Source organism: Proteus vulgaris (assembly GCF_011045815.1).
Taxonomy (GTDB): domain Bacteria; phylum Pseudomonadota; class Gammaproteobacteria; order Enterobacterales; family Enterobacteriaceae; genus Proteus; species Proteus vulgaris_B.
Window position 1 is genome coordinate 3,430,911 of record NZ_CP047344.1, and the last position, 11,911, is coordinate 3,442,821.

The window sequence follows — 11,911 nt, forward strand, 5'->3', positions numbered from 1 at the left end:
TATCAATAAACATAGAAAGCCATATCCTACCGTTATCAATATACAAATTATGTACCTTATTTCTCAAGAATAAATTCTTTATAAATTTTATTCCATTCGGTGCGCTCTTTAGAAAATCGCCAAAAAATATCGTTCATAGGCAAAGATTCATTTATTGTTTTAGCCACTAATTTACATGCCCATTTAGGTACTAAATTATTTTTAAAATCTTTAGATTGCAGCAAAAGGAATAAATTTTCATATAACATATTTAATTTATTAAAGGCATTATTACTTTTCTTTTGTTTTTCTAGATACTTACTCGGAAAAAAATACTTATACATTCTAAAGAAGAGTCTCTTAGGATTTTCTAATGATTCATGATAAAGGCACAATTGAGAAGAAGCATCTCTTATTTTATTAAAAAAATACTTTTTAAAATCAACATCATCTTTATAAATTGTAAAGAGTTTATATGAATCAACTTCCTCATAAATAGCATTTAATTCACGAACTTTAAATCCAGCCATTTTTTTATATTTATATCGAGATCACTAATAATCAAATTTACTTCATTTAACCTCTCATTCAAATCTACAACACTTAATTTAAAAAAATTACTATTTAAATTAATATTATTTCCTCTATCTCTTAATTTATTAACATCAATACTAAGTTCATTAATAAATTTATTATCAATATTCTCATCATTACAATTAATAAGATGAGATATATGAATTATAGATCTCATAATATTAAGCGAACTTTCATTTAAGGCCTCTAAATACTCATTTAATCTTTCTTTTTTTTCATTAATTTTCTTTATTATTTTTAAGTTTTCATTATTTATTTCTCCTGTTAATTTGTTAATTTCCTTTGAGATTTCATTATTTTTCTCTCTTGTTAATTTGTTAATTTCCTTTGAGATTTCATTATTTTTTTCTCTTGTTAATTTTAAATCATCACTCTGTTCTTCTTTTTTATAATGCTTTATGTTGTTGTGAGATCCCGCTTCTATTGATTTATTATTACAATCATTTTCGGTTCGCACAACTTCAGGCTTTATTGATTGAACCTCCAACATTACTGACATTTTTTTATCATATACTTCTAATTGTTTTCTATTTTTAATTAATGATAAAACCCCATTGTTATTTATTTTATTTGCAATTTTATCAATATTATGAAAAATTTCTTTTTTATCTTTAGATATGAATTTATTAATTAATACATTTTTATCACTAAATAACATTTTAAAAAGTGTGCTATGTTTATTTTTACTCTTTAACAATGAAGAAAACAAACGATTAAGATCATCACCACTATTTAAATTCAAAATATCCACTTTTCCATCAGTGATTATTATATTATTAACCAACCCTTCTTTAAGGATAATTTTATTTAGCTTATCCAATCTATCTTTTTTATTTAAAATGTATTTATCAAGTGTGTTTTTTAATTCATAATTAAAATTTGAAAAAATAAACATCTTATCTTTGTTGAAAACCTTTAGCTCTTCATCTTTATATTTTATAAATGTAAATAGATCATTCTCATCAAAAGAGACCTTTTTACTATCTTCCAGTAAGAGTATAAATCTTTTATTATTTACTATTGGTAATGTTGAATTCATACTTACTCCTAGGTTCAGGTTAATACCTAAGAGAATTACATATTTTTCATCTATATTATTTCAATAAAAAAACACTCCCTGTCTACACATAAGAGTGTTTTTATAATTCAATCAAAAGTAATTTATTCTTTTTCTGTCGTGTCCAAAGACCGGATATATTCATCCATTTCAGTTTTTAAATTATCTGACTTAGGACCAAAAATTGCTTGAATACCAGAGCCGACAACGACTACACCTGCAGCGCCCAATCTTTTCAATTCATCACGATCAACCTTATCGATCTCTTTTACACCAATGCGTAAGCGTGTGATACATGCATCTAAACTACTGATATTATCTTTACCACCAAAAGCAGTAACTAAAGATTGTCCCATCGCGCTTTTATCCGCTTGTTTTGCGTTTTTATCTTCAACTTCTCGACCTGGTGTTTTCAGGTTTAGTTTCACGATTAAGAAACGGAAAATAGAGTAATAAGTTATGGCATAAAGTATGCCAATAATTGGGAACAGATACAGCTTGCTACTATTACCACTTAATACAATAAAGTCGATCAAGCCATGAGAGAAACTAGTACCATCACGCATACCTAACAAGATACAAATGACAAACGCTAAACCAGCCAAAATAGCATGAATAACATAAAGGATTGGAGCGACGAACATAAATGAGAATTCAATAGGCTCAGTGATCCCTGTCAAGAAAGCAGTTAATGCCGCAGAAATCATGATACCACCAACTTTTACACGATTCTCAGGGCGTGCTGAATGCCAAATCGCAATAGCAGCAGCAGGTAAACCAAACATCTTAAATAAGAAGCCACCTGACAACATACCGGCAGTTGGGTCACCGGCCATATAACGAGGAATATCACCGTGGAATACTTGTCCTGCACTATTTACATATTCACCCACTTGCATTTGGAACGGTACATTCCAGATGTGGTGTAAACCAAATGGTACTAATCCACGCTCTACAACACCATAAATACCAAAAGCAACAGCCGGATTTTGATAGGCTGCCCATTCAGAGAAACGTTGGATAGCTGTGCCGATAGGAGGCCAAATAAAAGCTAAGATAATCCCAACAAAAATAGCAATTAATCCTGAAATAATAGGAACAAAGCGCTTACCTGCAAAGAATCCTAAATACTCAGGTAATTTGATGCGATAAAAGCGGTTAAACATGGAGGCGGCAATAATACCTGCAATAATGCCCCCTAACACACCAGTATCAGTAAGATGCTGAGCCTCAATTTCAGCTGGAGAAAGCCCTAAAACCCAAGGAGCAACTACTATCATGGTTTTAGACATAATGCCGTAAGCCACTACAGAAGCTAGTGCTGATACCCCGTCATTATTGGTAAAGCCTAACGCAACACCAATGGCAAATATAAGTGGCATATTAGAGAAAACTGAACCACCCGCTTCTGCCATAACTTGAGAAACAGAAGAAGGTATCCATGATAGATCTGCGGAACCAACCCCTAATAAAATACCGGCAATAGGCAGTACAGATACCGGTAACATCAAGGACTTTCCGATTTTTTGTAAAACAACAAATAGGTTTTTAAACATCAAGCAGACTCCCGGAATGTGGGTTTTATATGTTGTAAGTTTTTTATTTGTTTAAAGTAGTGTGGGTTCTATTTCATAAACTTATCTAATGATAAGCCTTATTTATTTTACATCATAAAATAAATCGCTTAATGAATACATGATAGCTGTCACGTTTCAATACATGTGATCATAACTATTTGTAGAATTATATATTTTACAAATAGTTAATAGAGCTTGTGAATTTGCGCAAACTATCAAGACTTAAGTAAAAAAGCCTTGATAGTAACGAAATGAAACAAATATTGGGGATAAGAAAGGTATTAGAAGTGATGAGCTAAATCTTCACCATACTGCTCTAATTCAGGTCTTAATCCACGCCAACCAAATTGATTAATAAGATGTTGCCAAGGGAGATCCCATTTCGCCGTTAAATTTAGTGGTTGCAATGTGATTGGATGAATTAAGTTTAGATGGCTTGCATGTAACATCAAGCGATGAGATTGAAAATGATTTACAACACCACGGTTTTGACGTAAATCACCATGAGCCGTATCACCGATAATTGGGTGGCGAATGTGAGACATATGGCGACGTAGTTGATGCTTACGGCCTGTTTCAGGACACAATTCTAATAAACTAAATCGAGACGTAGGATAGCGCCCAAGCGCAACCTCTTTTTCAACGGTTGCTAATGGCTGGCAATGTGTTACACATTCTTGAATTTGTGGTGGTTGAGTTGCAAATTTGTCTGCAATTTTATCTAACTCCTCCACTAAAGGGCTATCAATGACTAACGCCTCTTCAACATATCCTCTGACAACAGCATGGTAAATTTTTTCTGTTTTATGTTGTTCAAAAGATTGAGAAAGAGCCCTAGCAACCTCAGAAGAAAGCGCCATTAATAGAACACCAGATGTAGGTCTATCTAAGCGGTGTACAGGAAAAACATGTTGCCCGATTTGATCTCTCAATGTTTGCATCACAAACACAGTTTCATGTCTATCTAGCCAACTGCGGTGAACAAGCCAACCAGCAGGTTTATTCACCGCAACAAGATATTCATCTTGATAAATAATATCTAACATTGTTGGCCTTATGATTTAAACATTGCGTCGAGTTCACGCAAATGATTGAGTAAATCCGTAAAGTCGCGACTTTCATCATCTTTGAATGCTTCTTCGTAATAAGGTGCTATTGCAAATGAATTAGGTAATGGCATCTCATTTTCAATCATTGATGACAATCGCGGAATCAATACCCACTGTAACCATTCGTGAGCACTCATTGTATCAATACAAAAAGGTTCAATACTTTCAAATGCTTGCTCAGCAGGTGATCCTAATTGCCATAGCTCAATGTTCTTCATCTCTTCTTCGATTAAGAGCAATTTCGCTAAGATGCGTTGTTCTGGAGTCATCATGTGTTCCTTATATAAAACTTACGAATAAGGATAACATTGGGATGGAATAGCAGAAAACAAATAAAAAAATAAAAGGAGCCGAAACTCCTTTTAGACAAGAAAAATAACTGTCTGTACAACACATGCATCCAAGCAAGACCGTTTTATCTATCCCTGTGATTAAGTCTGTATCCACATTAATGGAAATATCCTATTTCCTGTGCCCTTGATTACTTAACATTATTTCGGCCACCAAGCAGTCCTTTAGTTGGTGAACGTAGAATGCCAATAATTGATTAGTTAAACAACCCACAAAAAAAAAGCAATTAAATAAAAATAACCATAAATAAAAACAATAAGTTATTAAGTTATTGCTCCACTTAAATAAATCAAATCTACTCTTATACAAGAGCCCATTATCTAGAAAAAACAGACTCTTTTTTTGTAAGATATATCTCACACAGAGAATAGTTTTAGGACTACATCATTCACTATATACCACGACTAATTCTGATAAAAAAACAGATAAATTTTCTGCTAGAACTTCTCTTTTCTTTTGACCAAAAGTTTCAAGAATGACTTCACCAGAAACATTACATACAGAAATTATGTCATTTTCTGAATCTGTTGTGCCAATAAATAAAGTTGGTGTTAATTTCAACCGCTTTTGTGTTACCAAATGCCCAATAATATTTTCTTGTAGACGGATAAAATCTTCTTCACTCCAAACTTGGATTAAGCTCAAGTGTGTATCTCTAAAGCGAACTTGCATATCTCCCGCATACTGAGTGGTAAAGTAATTATGTAATTCAGGGCGGATAATGATCCCCATCGCTTTTTCAACTTTTTCTAGTTTATCCGTTCCCACAAAAGGCTGAGGTAGCCAATAAACGACTTCATCACCGGTTCTTGATATACAAACAGAAGGAACACCGTAGAGATCTGCACTCGCAGGAGGTAAACCTGATTTTTCTTGCCATAACTCAACATATTTTTGGGTGAAGGCTTTTAATTCAGAGGAAATGTTTTCAATCATGGTTATCAGCTTTATCTGTTAAATAAAAATTAGCCTTTATGTTACCTGATTATGTTGTTAATTCAGAGCATCAAAAATAAAGCATTCGTATACTATTGATGTTTCAATAGTATAATTAGTCTTCTTTTATTTTCAGTTAAAGTTAGGATGTAAATTATGTCTTTATATCAAGGTGATAAATCTCTTGAAACATTATCTTTAGGCAAAAAGACTCAATATCATGATCACTATGATGCCGAATTATTACAAGGCGTTCCTCGTAGCCTAAACCGAGACTCACTTTCTTTAACTGCTGAAAATTTACCATTTCATGGTGGTGATATTTGGACTATGTATGAACTCTCTTGGCTTAATAGCAAAGGGTTACCACAAGTTGCAATTGGTCATGTTGAATTAGATGCAAAGACTGAAAACCTCATTGAATCTAAAAGCTTTAAGCTATATCTCAATAGTTTTAACCAAACTCGCTTTGAAAGCTGGGATACCGTTGAAAAAACCTTACTTAAAGATTTAACCTCTTGTGCTAAAGGTAAAGTGAATCTGACTATTTACCCACTTTCGCATTTTACATCACAACCTATTGTTGATTTTGCTGGAGAGTGTATTGATGAACAAGACATTGAAATAGATAATTATCAGTTTGATGCACAATGGTTAAACGGATCGACAACCGATACATTGGTTGAGGAAACTCTAGTCAGTCATCTGTTAAAATCAAACTGCCTTATTACCAATCAACCAGATTGGGGATCTGTCGCTATCCAATATAAAGGCAAAAAAATTGATCGTGAAAAATTGCTACGCTATTTAGTCTCATTTAGACAACATAATGAATTTCATGAACAATGTGTTGAGCGAATTTTTCACGACATCATGCAATTTTGTGCACCAGAGACATTAACTGTATACGCAAGATATACACGACGTGGTGGATTAGATATCAATCCTTGGCGTAGTAATTGTGAGTTTGTTCCAAAAATCAGTCGATTAGCCAGACAATAACAGGAATAATGCCTGTATGTTAATATGATCTGTGTTATACCAAGATCAGTTGCACTTCAGTTTGTTATTTCAGGAGAAAAAGGAGTCCTACGTGATAACTCATGTCAGCCCATTAGGTTCCATGGATCTGCTTTCACAGCTAGAAGTTGATATGCTAAAGAGAACCGCAAGCAGTGATCTTTACCAACTGTTTCGTAATTGTTCTCTTGCTGTCCTCAACTCTGGTAGCCTTACTGATAGTAGTAAAGAGCTGTTATCTAAATACCAAGATTTTGATATTAACGTACTGCGCCGTGAACGTGGCGTGAAATTAGAGTTAGTCAATCCTCCTGAAGACGCCTTTGTTGATGGAAAAATTATTCGTTCACTGCAAGCTAACTTATTTGCTGTACTTCGTGACATTTTGTTTGTTCATGGACAAATCACAACAGCCAAACGTGATCTGCACCTTAATTTAGAAAATAGCACTCACATCACTAACACTATTTTCTCTATTTTGCGTAATGCTAGGGCTCTTCATATTGATGAAGATCCTAATATGATTGTGTGCTGGGGTGGTCACTCTATCAATGAAACGGAGTACCTTTATGGCCGAAAAGTGGGTAATGAATTAGGGCTACGAGAACTTAATATTTGTACAGGTTGTGGCCCAGGAGCGATGGAAGCACCAATGAAAGGTGCTGCGGTCGGCCATGCTCAACAACGTTATAAAAATAGCCGTTTCATTGGTATGACAGAACCTTCTATCATTGCGGCTGAGCCACCAAATCCATTAGTTAACGAACTCATTATCATGCCAGATATTGAAAAACGCCTGGAATCTTTTGTTCGTATTGGACATGGTATTATTATTTTTCCTGGTGGTGTGGGAACAGCCGAAGAATTACTGTATCTACTTGGTATTCTTATGTCTCCAGAAAACCAAGATCAAGTATTGCCACTGATTTTAACTGGCCCAAAAGAGAGTGCTGATTACTTTAATGTACTTGACGATTTTATCGCAAATACATTAGGTGACGAGGCTCGACGCCATTACCAAATCATTATTGATGATGCACCAGAAGTGGCTCGCATTATGAAAAAATATATGCCTTTGGTAAAAGATAATCGTCGTAGTACAGGGGATGCTTATAGCTTTAACTGGTCAATGAAGATCAATGCTGATTTACAGCTCCCTTTTGAACCAACGCATGAAAATATGGCATCACTTAACCTAAGTACCGATCAATCACCTGAAAAATTAGCAGCTGACTTACGCCGCGCATTCTCTGGTATTGTAGCGGGTAACGTAAAAGAAGTGGGTATGAAAGCAATTGAAGCTTACGGCCCTTATAAAATCCATGGTGATCGTGAAATCATGCGTCGCATGGATATTTTATTAGCAGGCTTTGTTGAGCAACATCGTATGAAACTTCCGGGTGGTACAGCTTACCAACCATGTTACGAGATTATCAGCTAATTTATTATGATACATTTGCTGATTATTGATGCTTTAAATCTGATCCGCCGCATTCATGCGGCGTCAGGTTCTTCTTGTCTAACTGTGTGTGAACAGAGTGTCAACCAACTGCTTGGTCACACACAACCTACTCATGCCGTAGCAGTCTTTGATGAAGATGATAGAGATGGTAGTTGGCGACATCAACTCCTCCCTGATTATAAAGCTGGACGGACACCGATGCCTGATGAGTTGCGGCAACAATTGCCAGAAATTAAAGCAATGTTACTCAATTTAGGAATACAAAGCTGGCATTCTGGTGGAGATGAAGCAGATGACGTTGCCGCAACATTAGCAACGAAAGTGGCAAATGCTGGTTTTCGTGTCACCATTATTTCAACCGATAAAGGGTATTGCCAGTTACTTTCACCTTCTATTCGTATTCGAGATTATTTTCAGCGACGCTGGTTAGATTTAGAATTTATCAAAGCAGAATTTGGTGTCGAGCCATCTCAGCTTACTGATTATTGGGGATTAACAGGAGTCAGTAGCAGCAAAGTTGCCGGAGTTCCCGGCATTGGTCCTAAAAGCGCTACAGAGCTTTTGCAAATTCATCCTAATTTAGAGTCACTTTATCAGCATATTGATGACATCCCTACAAAATGGCAGAACAAGCTTATTACTCACAAAGAGTCTGCATTTATTAGTCGGAAAATCACAACATTACGCACTGATATTCAATTAAACGGTAATCTACAACAATTACGTTTAAATAGTTAAACTCTAAACAATTAAGACTCAATCAGCTGATAATTTTAATATAAAGTAAAAAAGCTAAGCCTATAAATAGACGCTTAGCTTTTTATTGTCATCAATAATATATTGATGAACCTTGATCATATTTAAAATTCGCGATCTGGGCGATATGCAGCCCAAATATTTTGAATATGAACAGTTATTTCTTCTCTATCATGATAAAGATGTTTTGCTTGGACTTTAACGTTAATCCCTTTTTCAGCTAACTCCGTCTTTATTTTTTCAAGAATATGAGAAACTTCCTCATAACGCTTTTTCATTGGTAGTTTTAGGTTAAAAATAGCCTCACGACACCATTCATTAGCTATCCATGTTGTCATTAACGCAGCCACTTTGGTAGGTTTTTCAACCATATCGCAGACAAGCCATGTGATATTTTTAGAGGTAGGTTCGAATTTAAAACCATCAACTTGGTGATGACGAACTTGTCCTGTATCCATTAAAGATTGTGCCATTGGACCATTATCGACTGCATGTACCATCATACTGCGTTTCACTAATTGATAAGTCCAACCACCGGGACAGGCGCCTAAGTCAACGGCTTTCATTCCGCTTGCTAAACGCTCTTCCCACTCGTCATAAGGAATGAAAATATGAAATGCTTCTTCAAGTTTCAGCGTAGAACGACTTGGTGCATCTGAAGGGAATTTTAATCGAGGAATACCCATATAGAATGCAGAATTATTGAAGCTATAAGAATAGCCAACATAACAACATCCAGGCGCAATGAAAAATACATGGATAATAGGACGGCTAAAATTCTCTACTTTCAGTAAAATTTTTTCATTACGTAAATGATTACGTAATGGCACCGTAAATTTACGGCAAAATTTTAATAACTCTTTACTTTCGTTTGTATCAGCAACTTCAACTCGAAGTTCACCCGCTTTTTCAACAGCACCTTTTAACATTCCGACAATAGGTGTAATTCTATCTTCTGGTGGTAAATCTTTAAGTAATTCACTTGTCACAAACATCTGACGAGCAAAAATTAATTCACGGAAATTGACTTCACGCGCGATCTTGTCTGCTTCACCTTCTTGGTAGCATTCAAAAATCACATAGCCACTTCCCTCTTTAACACGAGGAAAGCCATAAACGCCGATTTGACCTGCTTTATCCGTAATCTCAGCCGCGCACTCTTTTTCAAAACCTTGGCGACAATATAATGCAACTTTATTCATGGCGAGACGCCGGTGCCCTTAGACGCAAAGCGCCAATAAAAATTAATGTCCAACCAATAAGAAAGCTAAAACCACCAATTGGCGTAAAATAAGATAACAATCTAACTTGTGTTAGTGCCATACAATAAAGGCTACCACTGAAAAGTAGAATACCAACACTAAAGAAAATACCAGCCCAATAAAACCATAAAATGGTTTTTCGCATTAATATTGTTGCGATCCCGACAAGTATCAAGGTATGTACAATCTGGTAGCGCATCGCTAACTGGATGTAATCCCAATGTTGTGGCGATAAATGAGGTGCTAGCTTATGTGTTGCAAATGCACCAAAAGCGACATAAAAAAAGCCACTAATCGCGGAAAACATAAGCAATGTACGACTATTCACTGTTTATTCCTTCCTAATTTAGGAGATATTTTGCCAATCATAATATTAAGATGATGTCAGTAAACCCAGCTTTTCTTGTTCGTTCGCTGCTTGTGATAAAATCCATTGACGAAAAGCCGCAATTTTACCCAATTCAGCCTGACTATCTTGGCAAACTAAATAAAATGCATTTTTACTGACAAGGACATCTGGAAAAGGTCTAACTAATCGACCTGATTCTATTTCACTACGTGCCATAACATTATTCACTAATGCAACGCCTTGTCCGTGTACAGCAGCCTGTATCACCATTGAGCTATGGCTAAAAATAGGTCCTTGTTGCACATTTATCTGATTTTGTATCTCTAACTGGCGAACATAAGCTTGCCAGTCTCGGCGAGATGTATCATGTAGCAGTGTATGATAAATCAGATCGGATGAGGTTTTTAGTGGTTTTTCACCTGTAAGTAAAGATGGTGCACAAACAGGGATCAAATATTCCGCATAGAGGCGATCTGTACGTAGACCCGTCCAATTACCACGACCATAAAAAATAGCCACATCAACATCATCAGCAAGTTTATCTTCTTCTCTATCAACCGCCTGAATTCTTACATCTATTCCCGGATAAGCCTGATTAAATCCTGATAATCTTGGCACTAACCATTGAATAGCAAAACTTGGAGATAAACTAACTGTTAGTGCACCTTTCGCGCTTCTCGCTAATAATTTGCGAGTTGCCTCGTTAATTGATGAAAAAATCTCCTTGATATCGAGGTAATAACTCTGCCCTTCTTCTGTTAACAAAAGAGAGCGATTGCGCCTTCTAAATAATTTTAGCCCAAGGAATTCTTCTAATGTTTTTATTTGATGGCTGACTGCTGCTTGTGTCACAAATAATTCTTCAGCGGCTTTAGTAAAACTTAAATGACGTGCCGCTGAATCAAAAACCCTAAGTGCATTTAATGGCGGTAAACGTTTAGACATAATCGGTTCTCAAACCCCTATTTTGGCTATTAGTAGATCCTAACTTTCATCATTAGTTTTTTTTATGCGAAGCATTATAAATTGTCCCTTGATGATTAGCCAGTAAATACCTATAGTAGGCGCACTTCCTAAGCCGGAACGAAAAGTTGTGTAGTAGCAATACTGCAAAACTTTTGGCTTTGTGGTTGTGATGTTGTGTTTGCAAGTTGTCTGGAAATTCCAGACTTAGTAGCTTATGCTACTGTTTTTTTTCACTTCCTGTACATTTACCCTGTCTGTCCATAGTGATTTTATAGTGCACCGCCAAGGCGGTGCTTTTTTTATCCCTTATTTTTCACTCTTTTTTCTCCACTCACCTATTCAGTTTTGATGTTTTCATCCATTTCTTACGCTAAATTTATTGTCATTATGCTGAAAAAATACATCTGATCTTTTTTCAAATAATTTTTAATCAGCAAAAACAGGATATCAATCTAATGTGAGTGATTTTTATTGAGTGAACTTTCATCCTATT

12 protein-coding genes are annotated in these 11,911 nt (G+C 35.4%); 3 read left to right on the forward strand and 9 right to left on the reverse strand.

All coding sequences use genetic code 11. From position 1 onward, the window contains the following. Positions 1–56: 56 nt before the first annotated feature. The 6 genes from GTH24_RS16270 to syd all read right to left on the reverse strand — a co-directional run bounded on the left by GTH24_RS16270 (position 57) and on the right by syd (position 5,603). Positions 57–509: a hypothetical protein gene (locus GTH24_RS16270; protein WP_072070016.1), complete on the reverse strand. Its 453-nt coding sequence runs from the start codon at positions 507–509 to the stop codon at positions 57–59. Beyond that, complete coding sequence (locus tag GTH24_RS16275; RefSeq protein ID WP_072070017.1) at positions 482–1,612, reverse strand: hypothetical protein; 1,131 nt, start codon at positions 1,610–1,612, stop codon at positions 482–484. Before GTH24_RS16275 ends, GTH24_RS16270 begins: the two co-directional genes overlap by 28 nt. 122 nt (positions 1,613–1,734) lie before the next feature. Next, a complete protein-coding gene (gene ptsG / locus GTH24_RS16280; RefSeq protein ID WP_072070018.1) occupies positions 1,735–3,186 on the reverse strand; it encodes a PTS glucose transporter subunit IIBC in 1,452 nt (483 codons plus the stop codon). Between the two features lie 302 nt (positions 3,187–3,488). Next, the gene (gene truC / locus GTH24_RS16285) at positions 3,489–4,253 is read right to left on the reverse strand and encodes a tRNA pseudouridine(65) synthase TruC (protein WP_072070019.1); all 765 of its coding nucleotides are present in this window, start codon (positions 4,251–4,253) and stop codon (positions 3,489–3,491) included. A gap of 8 nt (positions 4,254–4,261) precedes the next feature. After that, positions 4,262–4,585, reverse strand: a complete 324-nt coding sequence (locus GTH24_RS16290; protein WP_072070020.1) for a YqcC family protein — start codon at positions 4,583–4,585, stop codon at positions 4,262–4,264. A gap of 466 nt (positions 4,586–5,051) precedes the next feature. Then, positions 5,052–5,603 (reverse strand): SecY-interacting protein, encoded by a 552-nt coding sequence (gene syd / locus GTH24_RS16295; protein WP_072070021.1) that lies wholly within the window; start codon positions 5,601–5,603, stop codon positions 5,052–5,054. 156 nt (positions 5,604–5,759) lie between these two features. Between syd and queF the strand changes: the two genes are divergently transcribed. The 3 genes from queF (at position 5,760) to xni (ending at position 8,823) form a co-directional block, all read left to right on the forward strand. Continuing rightward, positions 5,760–6,605, forward strand: coding sequence for an NADPH-dependent 7-cyano-7-deazaguanine reductase QueF (queF, locus tag GTH24_RS16300; protein WP_072070022.1), 846 nt, complete (start codon positions 5,760–5,762; stop codon positions 6,603–6,605). 91 nt (positions 6,606–6,696) lie between these two features. Next, on the forward strand, positions 6,697–8,064 hold the full coding sequence (gene ppnN / locus GTH24_RS16305; RefSeq protein WP_036913815.1) for a nucleotide 5'-monophosphate nucleosidase PpnN: 1,368 nt from the start codon (positions 6,697–6,699) through the stop codon (positions 8,062–8,064). 6 nt (positions 8,065–8,070) lie between these two features. Further along, positions 8,071–8,823 (forward strand): flap endonuclease Xni, encoded by a 753-nt coding sequence (gene xni / locus GTH24_RS16310; RefSeq protein WP_072070024.1) that lies wholly within the window; start codon positions 8,071–8,073, stop codon positions 8,821–8,823. A gap of 122 nt (positions 8,824–8,945) precedes the next feature. Here xni and rlmM read toward each other — a convergent pair whose 3' ends face one another. The 3 genes from rlmM to GTH24_RS16325 are packed head-to-tail and all read right to left on the reverse strand — an operon-like array spanning position 8,946 to position 11,397. Next, positions 8,946–10,043, reverse strand: a complete 1,098-nt coding sequence (gene rlmM / locus GTH24_RS16315; RefSeq protein WP_164526703.1) for a 23S rRNA (cytidine(2498)-2'-O)-methyltransferase RlmM — start codon at positions 10,041–10,043, stop codon at positions 8,946–8,948. Then, entirely contained in the window at positions 10,036–10,431 is a 396-nt protein-coding gene (locus tag GTH24_RS16320; RefSeq protein WP_072070026.1) for a DUF423 domain-containing protein, read from the reverse strand. Before GTH24_RS16320 ends, rlmM begins: the two co-directional genes overlap by 8 nt. A 45-nt stretch (positions 10,432–10,476) precedes the next feature. Continuing rightward, positions 10,477–11,397: a transcriptional regulator GcvA gene (locus tag GTH24_RS16325; protein WP_072070027.1), complete on the reverse strand. Its 921-nt coding sequence runs from the start codon at positions 11,395–11,397 to the stop codon at positions 10,477–10,479. Positions 11,398–11,911 lie beyond the last annotated feature (514 nt).

Bases quoted from the DNA above. Each gene is read 5' to 3' on its own strand.
- GTH24_RS16325 (WP_072070027.1), bottom strand. From the start codon at position 11,397: ATGTCTAAACGTTTACCGCCATTAAATGCACTTAGGGTTTTTGATTCA.
- xni (WP_072070024.1), top strand. From the start codon at position 8,071: ATGATACATTTGCTGATTATTGATGCTTTAAATCTGATCCGCCGCATT.
- ptsG (WP_072070018.1), bottom strand. From the start codon at position 3,186: ATGTTTAAAAACCTATTTGTTGTTTTACAAAAAATCGGAAAGTCCTTG.
- syd (WP_072070021.1), bottom strand. From the start codon at position 5,603: ATGATTGAAAACATTTCCTCTGAATTAAAAGCCTTCACCCAAAAATAT.
- GTH24_RS16290 (WP_072070020.1), bottom strand. From the start codon at position 4,585: ATGACTCCAGAACAACGCATCTTAGCGAAATTGCTCTTAATCGAAGAA.
- rlmM (WP_164526703.1), bottom strand. From the start codon at position 10,043: ATGAATAAAGTTGCATTATATTGTCGCCAAGGTTTTGAAAAAGAGTGC.
- truC (WP_072070019.1), bottom strand. From the start codon at position 4,253: ATGTTAGATATTATTTATCAAGATGAATATCTTGTTGCGGTGAATAAA.
- queF (WP_072070022.1), top strand. From the start codon at position 5,760: ATGTCTTTATATCAAGGTGATAAATCTCTTGAAACATTATCTTTAGGC.
- GTH24_RS16275 (WP_072070017.1), bottom strand. From the start codon at position 1,612: ATGAATTCAACATTACCAATAGTAAATAATAAAAGATTTATACTCTTA.
- GTH24_RS16270 (WP_072070016.1), bottom strand. From the start codon at position 509: ATGGCTGGATTTAAAGTTCGTGAATTAAATGCTATTTATGAGGAAGTT.